At 37.7% G+C, this 16,790-nt stretch carries 19 protein-coding genes and 1 other RNA gene; 15 read left to right on the top strand and 5 right to left on the bottom strand.

Annotation, left to right across the window (positions count from 1 at the left end; translation table 11 throughout):
- The first annotated feature begins 94 nt into the window (after nucleotides 1–94).
- From maiA to ffs, 3 genes are all read left to right on the top strand, one after another.
- Nucleotides 95–733 (top strand): maleylacetoacetate isomerase, encoded by a 639-nt coding sequence (gene maiA, locus QUE09_RS12295; RefSeq protein ID WP_286233055.1) that lies wholly within the window; start codon nucleotides 95–97, stop codon nucleotides 731–733.
- Nucleotides 734–924: 191 nt separating this feature from the next.
- Entirely contained in the window at nucleotides 925–1,803 is an 879-nt protein-coding gene (locus QUE09_RS12290; protein WP_286233054.1) for a DUF3014 domain-containing protein, read from the top strand.
- 97 nt (nucleotides 1,804–1,900) lie between these two features.
- Nucleotides 1,901–1,997: signal recognition particle sRNA small type (ffs, locus tag QUE09_RS12285), an RNA gene on the top strand.
- A gap of 52 nt (nucleotides 1,998–2,049) precedes the next feature.
- On the opposite strand, the gene QUE09_RS12280 is transcribed toward ffs, so the two are convergent.
- From QUE09_RS12280 to QUE09_RS12270, 3 genes are all read right to left on the bottom strand, one after another.
- On the bottom strand, nucleotides 2,050–2,313 hold the full coding sequence (locus QUE09_RS12280) for a late competence development ComFB family protein (RefSeq protein WP_286233053.1): 264 nt from the start codon (nucleotides 2,311–2,313) through the stop codon (nucleotides 2,050–2,052).
- Between the two features lie 72 nt (nucleotides 2,314–2,385).
- Nucleotides 2,386–2,997, bottom strand: a complete 612-nt coding sequence (gene priC / locus QUE09_RS12275; RefSeq protein WP_286233052.1) for a primosomal replication protein PriC — start codon at nucleotides 2,995–2,997, stop codon at nucleotides 2,386–2,388.
- Nucleotides 2,998–3,777: a sulfite exporter TauE/SafE family protein gene (locus tag QUE09_RS12270; RefSeq protein ID WP_286233051.1), complete on the bottom strand. Its 780-nt coding sequence runs from the start codon at nucleotides 3,775–3,777 to the stop codon at nucleotides 2,998–3,000.
- Between the two features lie 705 nt (nucleotides 3,778–4,482).
- Between QUE09_RS12270 and QUE09_RS12265 the strand changes: the two genes are divergently transcribed.
- The 11 genes from QUE09_RS12265 (at nucleotide 4,483) to QUE09_RS12215 (ending at nucleotide 13,237) form a co-directional block, all read left to right on the top strand.
- Entirely contained in the window at nucleotides 4,483–5,262 is a 780-nt protein-coding gene (locus QUE09_RS12265) for a DUF3450 domain-containing protein (protein WP_286233050.1), read from the top strand.
- The gene (locus tag QUE09_RS12260; protein WP_286233049.1) at nucleotides 5,262–6,611 is read left to right on the top strand and encodes a MotA/TolQ/ExbB proton channel family protein; all 1,350 of its coding nucleotides are present in this window, start codon (nucleotides 5,262–5,264) and stop codon (nucleotides 6,609–6,611) included. The genes QUE09_RS12265 and QUE09_RS12260 overlap by 1 nt, the downstream gene beginning before the upstream one ends.
- The gene (locus QUE09_RS12255) at nucleotides 6,611–7,135 is read left to right on the top strand and encodes a MotA/TolQ/ExbB proton channel family protein (protein WP_286233048.1); all 525 of its coding nucleotides are present in this window, start codon (nucleotides 6,611–6,613) and stop codon (nucleotides 7,133–7,135) included. Before QUE09_RS12260 ends, QUE09_RS12255 begins: the two co-directional genes overlap by 1 nt.
- A 12-nt stretch (nucleotides 7,136–7,147) precedes the next feature.
- Nucleotides 7,148–7,549 carry an ExbD/TolR family protein gene (locus tag QUE09_RS12250; RefSeq protein WP_286233047.1) on the top strand — a complete coding sequence of 134 codons (402 nt, stop codon included), beginning with the start codon at nucleotides 7,148–7,150 and terminating at the stop codon, nucleotides 7,547–7,549.
- Nucleotides 7,550–7,553: 4 nt separating this feature from the next.
- Nucleotides 7,554–8,168 (top strand): energy transducer TonB, encoded by a 615-nt coding sequence (locus tag QUE09_RS12245; protein WP_286233046.1) that lies wholly within the window; start codon nucleotides 7,554–7,556, stop codon nucleotides 8,166–8,168.
- 5 nt (nucleotides 8,169–8,173) lie between these two features.
- The gene (locus QUE09_RS12240; protein WP_286233045.1) at nucleotides 8,174–9,427 is read left to right on the top strand and encodes a tetratricopeptide repeat protein; all 1,254 of its coding nucleotides are present in this window, start codon (nucleotides 8,174–8,176) and stop codon (nucleotides 9,425–9,427) included.
- Between the two features lie 166 nt (nucleotides 9,428–9,593).
- Nucleotides 9,594–9,716 carry a hypothetical protein gene (locus tag QUE09_RS12235; protein WP_286233044.1) on the top strand — a complete coding sequence of 41 codons (123 nt, stop codon included), beginning with the start codon at nucleotides 9,594–9,596 and terminating at the stop codon, nucleotides 9,714–9,716.
- A gap of 29 nt (nucleotides 9,717–9,745) precedes the next feature.
- Nucleotides 9,746–10,135: a response regulator gene (locus QUE09_RS12230; RefSeq protein ID WP_286233042.1), complete on the top strand. Its 390-nt coding sequence runs from the start codon at nucleotides 9,746–9,748 to the stop codon at nucleotides 10,133–10,135.
- Between the two features lie 60 nt (nucleotides 10,136–10,195).
- Entirely contained in the window at nucleotides 10,196–10,741 is a 546-nt protein-coding gene (gene apt, locus QUE09_RS12225) for an adenine phosphoribosyltransferase (RefSeq protein WP_286233041.1), read from the top strand.
- Between the two features lie 7 nt (nucleotides 10,742–10,748).
- Nucleotides 10,749–12,848: a DNA polymerase III subunit gamma/tau gene (dnaX, locus tag QUE09_RS12220; RefSeq protein WP_286233040.1), complete on the top strand. Its 2,100-nt coding sequence runs from the start codon at nucleotides 10,749–10,751 to the stop codon at nucleotides 12,846–12,848.
- Between the two features lie 62 nt (nucleotides 12,849–12,910).
- Nucleotides 12,911–13,237 (top strand): YbaB/EbfC family nucleoid-associated protein, encoded by a 327-nt coding sequence (locus QUE09_RS12215; protein WP_286233039.1) that lies wholly within the window; start codon nucleotides 12,911–12,913, stop codon nucleotides 13,235–13,237.
- Nucleotides 13,238–13,305: 68 nt separating this feature from the next.
- Here QUE09_RS12215 and QUE09_RS12210 read toward each other — a convergent pair whose 3' ends face one another.
- Nucleotides 13,306–14,067 (bottom strand): hypothetical protein, encoded by a 762-nt coding sequence (locus QUE09_RS12210; protein WP_286233038.1) that lies wholly within the window; start codon nucleotides 14,065–14,067, stop codon nucleotides 13,306–13,308.
- 292 nt (nucleotides 14,068–14,359) lie between these two features.
- Here QUE09_RS12210 and cysB point away from each other — a divergent pair, with 292 nt between their 5' ends.
- Nucleotides 14,360–15,334 (top strand): HTH-type transcriptional regulator CysB, encoded by a 975-nt coding sequence (gene cysB / locus QUE09_RS12205; RefSeq protein ID WP_286233037.1) that lies wholly within the window; start codon nucleotides 14,360–14,362, stop codon nucleotides 15,332–15,334.
- A gap of 48 nt (nucleotides 15,335–15,382) precedes the next feature.
- On the opposite strand, the gene QUE09_RS12200 is transcribed toward cysB, so the two are convergent.
- Nucleotides 15,383–16,759, bottom strand: a complete 1,377-nt coding sequence (locus tag QUE09_RS12200) for an L-serine ammonia-lyase (protein ID WP_286233036.1) — start codon at nucleotides 16,757–16,759, stop codon at nucleotides 15,383–15,385.
- Nucleotides 16,760–16,790 lie beyond the last annotated feature (31 nt).

The raw sequence follows: 16,790 nt of genomic DNA, 5'->3' as shown, positions 1-16,790 counted from the left end.
GCAACCCTAACATCGGGTTGCTTTTTTAATATTAAGTTTAATTGGTGTTTAATGTACTTTCTTTTACTATCTAGTTTATTTACTTGGTGAATTTATGAAATTATATGGTTATTGGCGTTCTTCCGCCGCGTATCGAGTGCGTATTGCTCTGCATTTGAAAGAGCTTTCTTATGAATATATTCCGGTACATTTAGTAAAAGATGGCGGTGAGCAACACGCTACAAATTATGTGGACTTAAATCCAACCCACTTAGTGCCAACATTCGTTGATGGCGATTTTGTGCTAAACCAGTCTATTGCGATAATTGATTATCTCGATGCAAAATATCCACAATGTTCACTGTATCCAGAAAACATTGAAAGCAGGGCATTAGTATCGGCACTTATGCTTGATATAGCGTGCGAAATCCATCCTGTAAATAACTTACGTATACAGCAGTATTTAGTGAGTGAATTGCATTGTAGTGAACAAGATAAGTTAACATGGTCACATCATTGGATGCATAAGGGATTTTCAGCAATAGAAGAAAAACTTAAGGCAACCTCTGGCTTGTATTGCTTTGGAGATCAAATCACAATTGCCGATTTATGTTTAATACCTCAAGTATATAACGCAAAACGCTTTAATGTAGATATGTCTCGTTATCCGTTAATAAGTAAAGTCGTTGATAACTGCAACTTACTACCTGCATTTATAAGTGCAATGCCGGAAAACCAGCCGGATGCGGTTTAATCAAGATTGTCATTTTTATATGGTTGTTTTTAAACGTTGCAATTTAATGATCAAAAGTGCAATAAAATGTGAACATTGGGCAAATCTTACTTGAAACCTAGGTTAAAAAGCGTTGCAATAGACACAATGTCGTAAAGCAATTTTTAGCGCACGCTTTTTAACAACGCAGTTTATCTAAATTCAGAGGAAGTATGGAAAAGACATCACAGAATCAGTCAAGCACACCATGGCCACTTATTGTAGGCATAGTTATTGTGGTCGTTGCGCTGCTGTTATGGTTTCTTATTGAAGATCAGCCACCGCAAAAAGTTGACCAACCAAAACAAGAAGCAGTTGAAGTAAAGCCGTCGGTAGTTGAAGCCGAACCTGAGCCAGCTATTGAGGAGCCTTCAGAGCCTGAGGTCATAATTCCAGACGTTACACCTGAAGTTGAAGAAGCACCTAAACCGCCTTTACCAACATTGAATGAAAGCGATCAATGGTTACAAGAAAAACTTCCAAGCATAACGTGGCGAAAAGAATTATTAAAATTGGTAATCGACGACGATATGATCCGTCGATTCGTTGTCTTTACTGATAACTTTGCGCAAGGGATGCTAGCTTATGAGCACAGCCCACTAATCAAACCAACTACATCTTTCTCAGGCAAAGAAATTAACGAAGATGATCAAGTCGTTATTAAATGGGATGAATCAACATCTCGTCGTTTTAGTTTGTATGTTGATTTACTAAGATCCGTTGACACCGACACATTAGTAGCTTGGTACTTTGAATTAAAGCCACTTATCGATGAAGCATATCGAGAGTTAGGATATCCTGAAGAGAATTTTACCGATATTTTACAAGATGCCATTACAAAAGTGCTTGATATGGAAATACCTAAAGAACGACTCGAATTGATTCGACCAAGTGTAATGTATCAATTTAAGGATGATTCATACGAAAGTCTAGATGACGCTGAGAAGCTTATGCTGAGAATAGGTAAAGAGAATTTACTCGTAGTTAAATCAGTGTTGTTAGAAATCAGCGAAAAGTTATCTCGAGAGCGAGAAAATAACGAAAACGATTAACTTTTAGCCGTTCAGTGATTTGTTGAGCGGTTGTACTTGCAACTCGGAGATTGTTTAGCGATAATCTCCGCCGCTTATAAAGCATCAATGGTGACCCTTACGGTCCCTTCGCAATGATACTCTGTGAACTCGGCCAGGTCCGGAAGGAAGCAACCGCAGCAGACGACTCATGTGCCGGAGTGTGGCTGTTTGGGTTGCCACCCAAACAATCCCTTCTATTGATGTAAACTACATCAACCTCAGTATTTAATTATGATGTTGTTTCATAAATTCTAATGCTTTATTTATCGCGACCTTAACGTTACCTTCCATTTCAAACCTTTCTGATGCAGGCAAATAAAAAGCCATATCAACTTCATGACGAATGTATCTACAAGGCAATTGGTTAAGCACAACACATGTTAAATCTGCAATAAAATCGGCATCGTAGCGCTCTTCTAACTTTAATGTGGCAAAGTGTTGAACAACAAGTTTCTCATAGTAGTTGTGAATATCGTCAGCAATTTTCATTGTAACCTCAAGATGTTAAATAGATATAAATTATTATAACCATAGCAAAGCAGTCGTTTAAATCCCAGATTATTAACGTTTTTCACTCATTTCTATTTGTCGTTCAATTTTACTGATCGCTTGTCTACATCTTCCTAGTCGTTGATGTAAAGCTAGTACTTGTTGAGAAAGTGTCGCTTGCTCACTATTTGGAGCGCGGTTGAGTTCGATTTGCTTAAGTTCGAGCATCTCCATTAGGCGTCTCTCAAACTCATGTGTTTCCGCTAATTTTTGATGTAAATCGTGCGAAGTTTGCATGATATGTTTAGCGGCTTTCTTAAAATATCGCGCACGATTTTTTTGTTTAAACTGCAGTTCAATTTCTAACTTTCTGCTGTTTGCAGCATAAGCCGTTGTTAGCGCATTTATTTGCTTTTCGACGGTAGTTAACTCGTCATAGACAAAATCTGAGTGGGCGTTTAGTTTCATATACTTGCAGATATGAGATACTTTTCTTTTTACTTCTAAAGCATAAGGCAAAAACGTTTCCGCTTGGGTACTAAAAAGTGGTGGTGAAAAAAGAAAGCGTTCTTTATAAGGTTGGTTTGACTTTTTAAGCTGTAATTTTTGATCAATAGCTTTGGCATCTAGAAGAAGTTGCTCAACGATTGTTGTTAATCTAGCTAATGTGGCGTTTATAGACATTTAATTAGTAAACCACGCTTGATAAGCTAAGTTAACTGACATTCCTATTACAATTGTAATAAAGAGGGGTCTGATAAACTTCGCACCAAATTTTATTGCCCAATGAGATCCTACCCATGAACCTAGCATGATGAAAACGCCCATAGACACACCTAATAGAAAGTTTACATAACCGAGATAAATAAACGTTAGTAAACTACATATGTTGCTAACAAAATTTGTTGATCTCGCTAAGCCACAGCTGAGTAGTATATTTATTTTATATAGCGCACTTGATGAAGCAGTCCAAAAAGCACCAGTACCAGGACCTGCGACCCCATCATAAAAGCCAAGCACTAAACCTTGTACTCCTTGCTTCACCTTTAAAGTATTGTTTTTATTGGGTAATTGGTTGTTTTCATAAACGACATTTTTAGATATTAACGTATACGCTGCTGTGAACATAATAAGCACAGGCAATGCTTTTTCTAGAAGGTGCACAGGTAAATGATCGACAACAACAGTGCCAATTATTGCACCAACTGCGGTAGTCATTATAGATATTTGCCAAAAACGTATATTAAAGAGCTTTTTACGATAAAAAGTGACAGAAGCAGTTAAAGATCCAAACGATGCCGCTAGTTTATTGGTGCCAAGTGCTAAATGTGGTGGTAGCCCAGCAGTGAGTAATGTGGGTATAGTTAACATACCGCCACCGCCTGCTATAGCATCTATAACTCCAGCTAAAAAGCCGATACTGCATAGCGTAAGCCAAAGATTAAGATCGAGTGCAATTTCCATTTAAATAGATAATGTTAAGTGTTGTTTGATAAGACAAATGAAATATTATCACATCTACTAACTTAGCTATATAACCATTCATTACATTTAGTAACGATTACTGTCAATTTAACGAAAAAATAACAAATATCAAAGTAAACCGTAAAGAAGCTGAGACATGCTTTTAAAACCCATGATTATTGTGTGGGTATGAAGTACGAATTTTAGGTTATTACTATAAGGTGAGAAGACTATCTTACTCTTACAAAGAAGTTGAGATTAAAGATGTTATAAAAATCTTATTAATTCAATGGGTAATAATAATTCATTGTATTGTAATAATCGCCGTTATATTGGTATTTTTTCAGAATAATTACACAAAGAAAATAGATATTATTGTAATTAAATTTGACTTACTACGAATGAATTAGTAAAACATAGGGTAGGCAATATTCTGAAGATATTAAACGCCTCGCTAAGTTCGTTCTGATAATAAAACGATAATGTTTTGTTTGGAAATTGTAACGATTTGAAGATAATTGTTCATTTTGTTTCAAATTAGCGGTCTTTTTAATCTGTCAGGTTGACATGAAACATGTCGTTTGGGAATATTGCATGGTTTTATTCTAGAGAAATTAAAACTTAAAAAATTATTGAGCAAATTTTTGGGATTTGCTTTAACAATGAGATTTGTTATCTACATTCAATAACAATTGGTTGGGAACTATGTCCATATTAAGTAAGAAAAGCCTTATCGCATCAACGATAGTCGGCTCATTAGCGCTGACAGCAAGCACATTTGCTTCTGCAGATGCATTAACCGAGCTACAAAAAGCTGAAGCTAAAATCTTTAAAAATTCAGAAAAGTCACAAGCTAAAATCAACAACATCTATGAGCAAACGCTTACATTACTTGCGGAATACCGTAATACTGTAGACGAAGCTGAAATCTTGTCTGATTATAACGATCATGTTCAGCGTATGGTTGACGGCCAGAAAGCCAACATCAAATCATTGGAAGCACAAATTGCTGGTATCGATAAAACAAAACAAGGTGTAGTACCTTTAATGTATAAAATGATCGATACACTTGACGAGTTCATTTCGTTAGACGTTCCGGTAAATATTGAAGCACGTAAAGAACGTGTTCAAGGATTACGTGACGTAATGAATGATTCTAACGTAACTGTATCTGAGCAATTCCGTTTAGTGCTTGAAGCTTACGAAATTGAATCTAACTACGGTACTGTTTTCGCTGCATACCAAGGTGAATTAGATTTAGGTGATCAAAAAATTACTGCTGATTTCCTACATATGGGTCGTATTGCGTTTGTTGCTCAATCACTTGATATGAAAAACGCTTGGGTTTGGAACAACGAAACTCGCGGTTGGGAAAAACTAGGTGATGAATACTTGAAGCCTATTACTGATGGTATTCGCATGGCTCGTAATCAGCTAACTAAAGACTTAACTAAGCTACCAGTATTTGCAGCAGGAGCGAAATAATGAAGAAGATGATTAACTATGTAATGCTTGCTGCGTCTATGACTGTCGGTATGGCAGCGTCTGCAAATGCAAACGATTTACAAAAGCTTTTAGAAAAAGTAAAAAGTGATCGAATTTCTGAAGCTAAAATCGATAAGAAACGTGAAGCTGAATTCACTGCTGCTCGTGCAGATAAGCAAGCGTTATTAAAGAAAGCAAAAGCTACGTTGAAAGCGGAACAAGATCGTAACGCTCGTTTAACGAAAGAATATGCACAAAATGAAATTACACTTGCGCAAAAAGAAGTTGAACTTGATACCGCTCAAGGCACGTTAGGTGAAATGTTTGGTGTAAGTCGTGCAGCTGCAGCTGACGCTTATGGTGCTATTTCTACATCTATTGTTAGTGCTGAATACCCAGGTCGTGGTGACGTACTTAATAAAATTGCTAACGCAAAAGAAATTCCTGCGTTAGAGCAATTAGAAGAGTTATGGTTTGCTTTGCAAACAGAAATGACACAATCAGGTGAAATTTCTAAGTTTACAGCTGAAGTTACTAACCTTGACGGTACTAAATCTACTGAAACAATCACTCGTATCGGTACATTTAACTTAGTTTCTGATAACGGTTATTTAAACTATAACGATGAAGTTGGTCAAATACAGCCACTAGCAAAACAACCTGCTGGCTACATTTCAGATACAGCTTCAAGCTTCTTCAACACAGCATCTGGCTACACTGAACTTTATGTTGATCCTTCACGTGGTGCTATCTTAACGTTAGAAACACGTAAGAAAACACTTGAAGAGTTCTATCATCAAGGTGGCACAGTTGGTTACGCAATTACTGTATTACTAATTATTGGTTTGTTAATTGCTCTTGAGCGTATAATTGTTCTTGGTAGCGTTGCTTCTAAGATGAAAGCTCAACAGAAGAATTTAAGTCAACCTAACGAAAATAATCCACTTGGCCGTTTATTAGTAGTTTATAACGAAAATAAAAACGCTGACGCTGAAACGTTAGAGCTTAAACTAGACGAAGCTATTCTTCGTGAAACGCCTAAAGTAGACCGTGGTATTAACCTTATTAAGATGTTCGCAGCTATTGCACCTCTTATGGGTCTATTAGGTACGGTTATCGGTATGATTTTGACTTTCCAAACAATTACATTGTTCGGTACAGGTGACCCGAAAATCATGGCAGGTAACATCTCTCTTGCACTTGTAACAACTGCGCTAGGTCTAATCGCTGCATTGCCATTAATCTTAGTACACAGCATTGTAGCTGGTCGTAGTAAATCTGTGCTTCATAAATTGGACGAGCAAAGTGCTGGTTTAATTGCTGAAATCGCAGAGAAGGAGTCTAAGTAATGTTATTCCTGATAGAACTTATCGAATCTGTCAGGAGTTTTATTGCAACTGGCGGTAACGTTTTATACTTTGTCGCCTTTGCTCTCTTATTGATGTGGATATTGATGATAGAACGTTATTGGTTCTTGGCGTCAGTTTACCCAAAAATGCGTGATGACATCATTGCTAAATGGGATGCAAGAGCTGATACCACTTCATGGTACGCACATCGTATTAGAGATACATGGATCTCCGAAGCGGCAGAGTTACTAGAACGTAACATGATTACGATTAAAACCTTAGTGGCAATGTGCCCACTAATTGGATTACTAGGCACTGTAACGGGTATGATTTCAGTATTTGAAACCATGGCTCAACAAGGTACAGGTAATCCGCGTCTAATGGCGTCTGGTATTTCAATGGCAACAATCCCGACAATGGCGGGTATGGTTGCAGCATTGTCAGGCGTGTTTTTTAGTAGTCGTTTAGATGCAAAAGTTAAACTAGCTAAGGCTAAACTGATTGACAGTTTACCTCACCACTAGAGAGAGATTAGAATGGCACGTAAACGAATTCGTGAAGAAGAAGAAGCTGCTATAGATATGACGCCGATGCTTGATATCGTCTTCATCATGCTTATCTTCTTTATCGTTACCACGTCTTTTGTAAAAGAGGCTGGTATAGAAGTTAATAAACCAAAAGCGGCTAACCAAACAAAACAAAAGTCAGCAAATATCTTTATTGCGATTAGAGATACTGGCGAAATTTGGTTAGATAAACGTCGTGTTGATGTCGAACGTGTTGCAGCAAATATTGAAAAATTATTAGCAGAGCAGCCAAGTGATGTAGTAATTGTTCAAGCTGACAAAGAAGCGAAACATGGCGTTGTTGTTAAGGTGATGGACGCTATTAAAGAAGCTGGCATCGACCGTATTTCTATCGCTGCAGCTAAGGGGTAGATCTATGGTTCGCTTTTTAGTATCAATACTTCTAGGCGCTGGTGTTACATTTGCATTGTTCGCCTTTATGGCTTACTTAATCTCTAGTACTGATCGAAGAGAAGAAGAAAAGCTTGAGCATATTGTTGTAGAAGTTAACACTACGCCACCTGAGTCAAAAGCTGAAACTAGACGTCGTGTGCCGCCACCGCCGCCACCGCCGCCTAAACAGCCACCTAAACCTCAGGCTCCCGAGCCAGAAACTACTACTGATACTAGTGGTTTGAGCTTTAACTTACCAGGAGTTCAACTTGCTGGTGCTAACACTAACATTGCCGCACCAGGTGCAGGCTTTGGACGTGATGGTGATGCCGCACCAATCGTGCGTATCAACCCAAAATATCCGATGCAAGCAGCACGTGACGGTATTGAAGGTTGGGTAATCTTATCTTTTACTATCAATGAAATTGGTGGTGTTGAAGATGTTGAGGTTATTGATGCTGAGCCTAAACGAGTATTTAACAAAGAAGCTCGTCGCGCGTTGAAAAAGTGGAAGTACAAGCCAAAAGTTGTTGATGGTAAACCAATTAAACAAACAGGTTTGACTGTACAGTTAGACTTCAATATGAGTGGGGGTTAATGATAATGAATAAGATCACTAAATCTTTACTATTATTTGCTTCTGTAGCGTTGGTTCAATTGCCTGTTACATATGACGTGCAAGCTGCTGAGCAAAAGTCAGAAAAGCCAAAACGTAAAACTCAGTTGGTTGGTCAATCTGTAGGTAAAAAAATAGGTAAGGCATTTGAGCTGTACTCAGCAGATGATGTCAAAGGTGCATTAGCACTTCTATTAGAAATAGATGCCAAAAAAGACTACGACAAAGCATATTTAGCTCGTTTTATTGCGAATATGTATGCAACGTTAGGTGAGTCTAAAAAGGCTATTTCTTACCTAAAAAGTGCCGTAGAGCCTGATATATTGAATGAATCAGATCATGGTGACGCATTAAAACTTTTAGCTGACCTTCAAATGCAAGAACAGGCATATGAAGATGCACTAAAAAATTACGAAGCTTGGATGGATTTTACTGGTAAGTCTGACGGTGATACTTGGGTTAAAATTTCTAACGCCAATTATCAATTAAAACGTTTAGATAAAATGGTAGAACCTGCTGATAATGCAATTGCTGCCTACGGTGACAAGCAAAATAAGAACCCTTATTTATTAAAACTTACCTCATATTATGAGCGTAAGAAATATAAAGATGCGGTTGAAGTGCTTGAGACAGCGGTACAGCTATTTCCAACTGAAAAGGCTTTCTGGACGCAATTAGGTAATTTCTACTTGTTAACAGAAGACTATAAACGTGGCATGGCAACGCTTGATTTGGCATACAAGCAAGGTTTTGTAGATAAGGAATCTCACCTTAAAACACTAGCGAGTTTGTATTCTCAAAATAATATCCCGTACAAAGCTGCGAGAATTTTAGAGAAGCATATCGATTCAGGTGAAATTAAGCGTGATGATAAAAACCTTTTCTCTTTAGCTAATGCTTATCATGCAGCACAAGAAATTGATAAAGCAGCTAAGTACTATAGCGAACTTGCTAAGATGACTAATGATTCTAAGCATTACGCTAAGTTAGGTACTCTTCTTGCTCAAGACGAGCAGTTTAAGAAGGCTATCGTTGCTATTGAGAAAGCACTTTCGTTAGGCGCTAAAGACAAAGGTCGTTTAAATATGAGCTTAGCTGAAGCCCACTTTTATTTAGGTCAATATAAGCAAGCATATGATGCAATTCAAAAAGCTCTAAAAGACCCGAGAACGCGTAAAAACGCAAGAGGTTGGGTTTCTTATATTAAAGACACCGCTAAACGTAAAGGTAAGTCAATTTAGACGTTTTATTTGATGCGTATTTAAAAAGCCAGCCTTAAGAGGCTGGCTTTTTTATTTGTTAAGCTCAACAGGTGATCTTTGATCTAGATCAAAAAGTACTATCTAATTCGTCAATTTTTCGCTAGAATTCGCGCCGTTCATTTTGTAGTTTATTAGGAAGTTGAAGATGTCACATAATGAGAACTTTAAAGATAGCTCGTCAAAGCGCCACTTATTTGCTGCTCTTACTGCGTTAATTGCGGCTCCGTTATTACCCATGTTAATGGGCTGGCTAACTGTACTAAGCTAGTTGCAATTAACCTTAGTTAAGAAAAACACATGCAAATATTAATTGTTGACGATAAACAAGTCGTTATTGAGCAAGTGCGTTCATTACTTTCAGATTATCAGTGTGAAATTGATAATGCCGGTAACGGCCTTGATGCGTTGGAAAAAGCACAAAAGAAACAATACGATTTGTTTATCATTGATCATTTAATGCCTGTTATGAACGGTTTACAATTGGTCAAAAACTTGGATAAAAAGCAGTTGTTGGTTAATGCTAAACTCTTTTTTATGACAACCCAAGGTGCAAGTGCAGTCAATCAACTGGCAGAATCAACGTTATTTGATGAGTTAATCGAAAAACCTATTAACCCAGTTAATTTCGAGAATCTTATTGCACCGTTATTCCCTCAAATTAACACTGTAAGATCTATATCAAATTAGTCAGTTTTCTATTATTCTATTACCCTTAAAAAGAAATAAAGTAATAGAATAATAGTTAGTATGACCAATTCACAAAAAGCACTCTTAGAAAACGCAGTACACACAATCCCTGACTATCCTAAACAAGGGATCATGTTTCGTGATGTTACTGGTATCTTAGACAGCGCTGAAGCTTTCAACTTAACCATCAACCTCTTGGCAGAGAAATACCGAGAATACGGTTTTACGAAAGTTGTTGGTACTGAAGCTAGAGGATTCCTATTTGGTGCTCCTTTAGCATTAAAATTAGGCTTAGGCTTTGTACCAGTGCGAAAGCCAGGTAAATTGCCAAGAGCAACATTTGCCCAAGATTATCAACTTGAATATGGCTCAGATACCTTAGAGATACATCAAGATGCATTAACATCTAAAGATAAAGTACTTATCATTGACGATTTGTTAGCAACAGGTGGTACTATAGAAGCGACTCATAAGCTTATTTCGCGAGTCGGTGCTCAAGTAAAGGATGCTGCTTTTGTTATTTCTCTGCCTGATCTAGGTGGTGAGAAGAAACTTGCTGCCTTAGGATTAGATGTTCATTACCTTTTGGCATATGAAGGCGATTAATTAAGCGATGAGTTATCAAGTATTAGCGAGAAAGTGGCGACCTAAAAACTTTGCAGAGCTGATGGGGCAGGAACATGTTGTTGCTGTGCTTTCTAATGCTTTAACGCAGCAAAGGTTACATCATGCCTATTTATTTACTGGTACTCGGGGCGTTGGTAAAACGACGATTGCCAGAATATTTGCGAAAAGTTTAAATTGCCTTGAGGGTATCACAGCAGAGCCTTGTGGTCAGTGCGATGTTTGTCAAGATATCGATCAAGGCCGCTTTGTTGATTTAATCGAAATTGACGCTGCATCACGTACTAAGGTTGACGATACACGTGAAATACTCGATAACGTTCAATATTCTCCTACGAGAGGGCGATATAAGGTTTATTTAATTGATGAAGTGCATATGCTTTCGCGTAGTAGTTTTAATGCATTATTAAAGACGTTAGAAGAACCGCCAGAACATGTTAAATTCATACTTGCAACGACAGATCCACAAAAGTTGCCAGTGACAGTGTTGTCTCGTTGTTTACAGTTCCATTTGAAAGCACTCACTGTGCAACAGATAGAACAAAAACTAACAGATATATTACAATCTGAACAAGTGACAATTGAACCGCTAGCATTAAACCTTATCGCAAAGGCAGCGAGAGGTAGTATGCGAGACTCTTTAAGCCTGACCGATCAAGCGATGGCGCAAGGAAATGGTGATATTATCGCTGCCAATGTACAACAAATGTTAGGTGGTGTTGATCATAATTGGGTGTTCAAAATTTTAGTTGCGTTAGTTAAAAATGATGCAGAAGCCTTAATGTCGCTATCCCTAGAAATTGCGTCTTATTCTCCAAATTATGGTCGTTTACTTGCTGAGCTGATCCAATTACTGCATCAAATCGCGATTAACCAGGTGGTTGGTAAACACTTTGATTTGTCTCCTGAACATAACGTGCTGCTTGAAAAGTTCTGCCAAGCAATGTCTCCAGAGGACGTTCAGCTGTATTATCAAATAGCATTAACAGGTAGAAAAGATCTACCTTATGCGGTTGATGAGCAGGCTGCTTTTGATATGGTATTGTTACGCTTGTTAGCGTTTAAGCCACAACGTTATAGTGAACTTAACGAGAACGAGACACAGGTAGCGAATGATGTTGACTTTGATGATGTTTCGTTTTCAAAAGTAAAACCGGCTAATACAGCTGGCAATAATGACGTCGCTACGTTGGAAGAGCCTGCACCGAACGACATTGTAGCTGATAATAATCAGACAATAGCGCATGAGCTCTCTGAACAGATGACAGTAATAGAGCAGCAAGCTAAAGCGATTATTGAAAATAGTGCGGAAGTACAACAAGAGGTAGATGAGTTATCTGTAGGAGATAATAGTACAGAAGCTGATTTAGAACACTCTAAAAAAGAATGCCCAAATGAAAACGTTAATGGTGATGTTAATATAGATAAAGCACACAATGCTTCTGCGACTAATAACGAAGTCTCCGAACTAAGCTCGGGTGCTCCTGAAATTAGCCAAGTATTGGCGCGTCGAAATATGCTACGAAGTCAAAAACAGGCTTTGGAGAATCATGAAAAAAAGTCTAACGACGCCGTAGAGCGTCGTGAATCGACTGCAAGTGCTAGTGCGGTAAAAGATAGACCTAAAAATGTACCTGATTTAGCGTTAGTGCCCGAGCAACCGTTTATAGAACAAGCAATTGACCCTAGTGTTATTAAAAAGGCTAATCAAGTCGATAAATGGGCTAATATGATAGATGCAATGGCACTAAATGGTCGCTTAAGGCAATTAGCGTTAAATGCAACGATTAATGAGCAAACTGATAATGAAAGGCTTGTACTTTCTTTAAATCAATCAACAAAGCATTTAAAATCTGATGCAGCAATGAGTCAGTTAAATCAATTTGTATCGGAATACTTCGGTAAAACGGTTGCTGTTGAGGTGATGATTGTTGATGAAACTAACGATGATCCAGCACAGATCCAGCGTAAAATAAATGATAAACGTTACGAGTATGCAAAAGAGCTATTAAAAAACGATGAGCTTGTTATTGCGATGCAAGAAGTATTTCAAGCAGAGTTAGATGACGAGACAATAGAAGCTAGATAGTGACTTGAATTTTTATAGTTTAGTCCCTATCTATGGCAGCAAGTGTTAATTGGAGTATAAGTATGATGAAAGGCGGAATGGGCAACATAATGAAACAGGCCCAACAAATGCAGGCTAAAATGCAGAAAATGCAAGAAGAGCTAGCAAAAATGGAAGTAGTAGGCGAGTCTGGTGCTGGTATGGTTAAAGTCACAATGACAGGCAGCCACAGCGTACGTCGTGTAGAAATTGACGAAAGTTTGATGGAAGACGACAAGGAAATGATTGAAGATTTGGTTGCTGCTGCATTTAATGATGCGGTAAGACGTGTGGAAGAGCAAAACAAAGAAAAAATGGGTTCCATTACAGGTGGTATGCAAATGCCTCCAGGGATGAAAATGCCATTTTAGGTTAATTGACAAATTAGCAATTAAAAAAGCCGACAATGATGTCGGCTTTTTTAATCATGATCGAAAACTTACCATTTTTTCTTAGGTTGAAACAATAGGTCTAAATCATCTTCTTCATCTTTTGCTTTTTTAGCAGCGTCTGCAGCATTTGAATTTTTAAGTGCGTTGGTGATCAGGTCAAGCTGCTCTTGGATTTCTTCACGCTTTTTAATGGTGTATTCTGTTTGATGCGGGTGATCAGTAAGCGTTTGAATGGCTTTTTCATAATATTGACGAGCAGAACCAAGCATTTCTTTGCCATGCGCTTGTGAGCCACGTTTATAAAGGCTTTCAATGTTTATTCGCAATTGCATTGCATCTAGTTTTTGATCTTCGTGCATATAAGTTTGAGCATCTAATGCCCCCTTGATCTGCTCAGACTTCAATGTAACTCGCAACTTCTTGATAGTTTGCAGAATAACCACAAGTTGTTGCTCGTTATCCGGCAATACAAAAGTTTCATCTGCATTTTGAGCCGACATATCTTCAGACGCAGACAAGCGCGCTTCCATTTCATTTATTTTATTTTTAATTCCTTTAAGCTCAGGCATGATTTGCGCCATTGCTTTAACAGCATTTAAGCTGCGTCGATTGAGTATTTCAACGACTTTTGGGTTGGTTGGTAAGTGCGAAAGGTTGAGTATCAACTCTTCAGTTTCATCGATAATCGCTTTTTGTTTGGCTGCTTTTGCTCTTTTTTCTTGTTCTTGTTTTTCTTTGTGTTGTTGAACTGCGTTAACAAAAACAACAATGACGACAAGAGCAATTACTAAGCCTATAATTATACCCATATTTTGCTTCTCAACTGTAATGCTTACTATGTACTATATCTCAGTCTACAAAAAATGTAGCCTTTAGCATAGCGTTATCTTGCAAATTACTGATAGTAAAATGAAACATAATTAGATTTATAGTGAAAAGATTAAAATATGTACTTTTATTTTACTTATTGTTGTAATATTCTTTCATAAGAGGGGTTTTTTAGCGTTTTTATGAAATTTTTTTACAAAAAAACTAAAAGACTATGGAATAAATTGTTATTTAAGTATATATTTTTGGCATAAGTCATTTAAAACACACATTATGAAGCTGCAACAACTCCGTTATATTGTCGAAGTACAAAACAATAATTTGAATGTATCTGCTACAGCAGAAAGTTTATTTACCTCGCAACCTGGAATAAGTAAACAGGTTCGCATGTTAGAAGATGAGCTCGGTATCCAAATATTTGGTCGTAGTGGTAAGCATCTAACGCATGTAACTACGGCAGGTAAAGAAGTGATAAACATTGCAACGGAGATTTTGTCTAAAGTTGAGGCTATTAAAGCCGTTGCACGAGAACATACACAGCCCGATGAAGGCAAGTTGAGAATTGCAACGACACATACTCAAGCACGTTATGCTCTACCTGATGTTATTCAAGGCTTTATGAAAAAATATGCTAAAGTGACGCTGCATATGTACCAAGGTACTCCTGCACAAATTAGTGATGCTGCTACGAAAGGTGAAGCCGATTTTGCTATAGCAACAGAGTCATTTCATTTGTACAACGATTTAGTGATGTTACCTTGTTACCACTGGAATAGAAGCATCATTGTAAGACCTGATCACCCTTTAGCGAAGAAAAAAGAATTAACGATTGAAGACATCGCTCAATATTCATTAGTGACCTATGTATTTGGCTTTACAGGTCGTTCTGAGCTAGATGAAGCATTTAAGCGAGCGGGCGTTGAACCTAAAATTGCCTTTACAGCAACAGACGCAGATGTAATTAAAACTTACGTAAGAATGGGTGTTGGTATTGGCGTTATTGCGACGATGGCAATGGATCCTGAACTTGATAAGGATCTTGTAACTTTGGATGCAAGTCATTTATTTAAAGCAAGTACTACCAAAATTGGCTTTAGACGTGGCACATTCTTAAGAGGTTACATGTTCGACTTTATCGAGAGATTTGCACCGCATTTAAATCGTGATCTAGTCACTCGTGCTGTATTACTTAAAAATAATGCAGAAATTGAAGAATTGTTCCAAAATATTAAATTACCAATAAAATAATGACAGCATTAGGCCTTAAAATAATTACGTTTTAAGGCCTAATAGACATTAACATTCGATAATATTAACGGCTAACCCACCTCTAGACGTTTCTTTATATTTAGTTTTCATATCATTTCCAGTTTCCCACATCGTTTTAATAACTTTGTCTAGTGAAACCTTTTGTGTGCCTGTGCCTCTTAAAGCCAAACGTGAAGCATTAATCGCTTTAACGGAACCCATGGCATTTCTTTCTATACAAGGAACTTGTACTAAACCACCAACAGGATCGCAGGTTAAGCCAAGGTTATGTTCCATGCCAATTTCGGCGGCATTTTCGACTTGCTTTGGACTACCACCCATTACTTCAGTTAACGCTCCTGCAGCCATTGAACAAGCAACACCAACCTCGGCTTGGCAACCACCTTCAGCGCCAGAAATTGTCGCATTGGTTTTATATAAAATGCCAATCGCTGCAGCGGTGAGTAAATAGCGAATGCAATCTTCATCGGTAACTGGTCTTATAAATTTATCGTAGTAACATAATACCGCAGGAATGATACCTGCTGCACCATTAGTAGGCGCGGTAACAACACGGCTACCTGCAGCATTTTCTTCGTTAACAGCAAGGGCAAACAAGTTAACCCAGTCCATTGCACTTAATGGATCATTATTACTTTCGACTGACAGAGAGCGAAACAGTGCAGGTGCTCGACGTGTTACTTTTAAGCCACCGGGTAATATACCTTCCGTTTTCATGCCTCGTTCGACACTGTCTTTCATTGCTTGCCAAATGTTAACAAGTTCTTTTCTTATTGTTTGTTCATCAGCTAAGCACTTTTCGTTTTCCATCATTATCGTGCTAATACTCAGTCCTTTTTCTGCTGCTATACTAATTAACTCGTCTGCACTGGAAAATTTATGAGGGCGAATAATATTATTATGTAAGGATAATGCTTTGTCTTTTTCTTTTTCAAAATCACAATCTTGTACGATAAAACCACCACCAATAGAATAATAGGTTTCTTCAAAAATGACATTATCGTTTTGAAAAGCAAAAAGCGTCATTGCGTTAGCATGTGCAGGTAATGTTTTTCTTCTGTGGTAAATAATGGCATCTTCCTTGGGGAAATCCACTTGCTTACCAGATGATAAAGAAATCTTTTGTGTATCATTAACCTGCTTTATTATGCTGTCTATTGACGTTACCGGAATTTCTTCTGGTTTTTCACCGGAAAGCCCTAAAATAACTGCTTTACCTGTGCCATGCCCAACGCCTGTTTGACCCAATGAACCAAAGAGTTCAACTTTGAATCGATCAACATTGTCTGCTAATTTTTGCTCAGCAAGGTGATCGACAAATAATTTTGCCGCTTTCATTGGACCAACGGTATGGGAACTTGAAGGACCAATACCAATTGAAAACATATCAAATACACTAATCATGCGTTAAACCTGAATAATAGTTATAATTTTT

This window comes from Thalassotalea sediminis (assembly GCF_030295915.1).
Taxonomy (GTDB): Bacteria; Pseudomonadota; Gammaproteobacteria; order Enterobacterales; family Alteromonadaceae; genus Thalassotalea_C; species Thalassotalea_C sediminis.
Note: the sequence above shows the minus strand (reverse complement) of the source record. Positions and strands in the feature narration are given on the sequence as shown.

Coding starts and splice junctions, on each gene's coding strand:
- QUE09_RS12230 (WP_286233042.1), top strand. CDS start 9,746: ATGCAAATATTAATTGTTGACGATAAACAAGTCGTTATTGAGCAAGTG.
- QUE09_RS12280 (WP_286233053.1), bottom strand. CDS start 2,313: ATGAAAATTGCTGACGATATTCACAACTACTATGAGAAACTTGTTGTT.
- QUE09_RS12270 (WP_286233051.1), bottom strand. CDS start 3,777: ATGGAAATTGCACTCGATCTTAATCTTTGGCTTACGCTATGCAGTATC.
- priC (WP_286233052.1), bottom strand. CDS start 2,997: ATGTCTATAAACGCCACATTAGCTAGATTAACAACAATCGTTGAGCAA.
- cysB (WP_286233037.1), top strand. CDS start 14,360: ATGAAGCTGCAACAACTCCGTTATATTGTCGAAGTACAAAACAATAAT.
- QUE09_RS12215 (WP_286233039.1), top strand. CDS start 12,911: ATGATGAAAGGCGGAATGGGCAACATAATGAAACAGGCCCAACAAATG.
- QUE09_RS12260 (WP_286233049.1), top strand. CDS start 5,262: ATGAAGAAGATGATTAACTATGTAATGCTTGCTGCGTCTATGACTGTC.
- QUE09_RS12255 (WP_286233048.1), top strand. CDS start 6,611: ATGTTATTCCTGATAGAACTTATCGAATCTGTCAGGAGTTTTATTGCA.
- QUE09_RS12265 (WP_286233050.1), top strand. CDS start 4,483: ATGTCCATATTAAGTAAGAAAAGCCTTATCGCATCAACGATAGTCGGC.
- maiA (WP_286233055.1), top strand. CDS start 95: ATGAAATTATATGGTTATTGGCGTTCTTCCGCCGCGTATCGAGTGCGT.
- dnaX (WP_286233040.1), top strand. CDS start 10,749: ATGAGTTATCAAGTATTAGCGAGAAAGTGGCGACCTAAAAACTTTGCA.
- QUE09_RS12210 (WP_286233038.1), bottom strand. CDS start 14,067: ATGGGTATAATTATAGGCTTAGTAATTGCTCTTGTCGTCATTGTTGTT.
- QUE09_RS12250 (WP_286233047.1), top strand. CDS start 7,148: ATGGCACGTAAACGAATTCGTGAAGAAGAAGAAGCTGCTATAGATATG.
- apt (WP_286233041.1), top strand. CDS start 10,196: ATGACCAATTCACAAAAAGCACTCTTAGAAAACGCAGTACACACAATC.
- QUE09_RS12235 (WP_286233044.1), top strand. CDS start 9,594: ATGTCACATAATGAGAACTTTAAAGATAGCTCGTCAAAGCGCCACTTA.
- QUE09_RS12240 (WP_286233045.1), top strand. CDS start 8,174: ATGAATAAGATCACTAAATCTTTACTATTATTTGCTTCTGTAGCGTTG.
- QUE09_RS12290 (WP_286233054.1), top strand. CDS start 925: ATGGAAAAGACATCACAGAATCAGTCAAGCACACCATGGCCACTTATT.
- QUE09_RS12200 (WP_286233036.1), bottom strand. CDS start 16,759: ATGATTAGTGTATTTGATATGTTTTCAATTGGTATTGGTCCTTCAAGT.
- QUE09_RS12245 (WP_286233046.1), top strand. CDS start 7,554: ATGGTTCGCTTTTTAGTATCAATACTTCTAGGCGCTGGTGTTACATTT.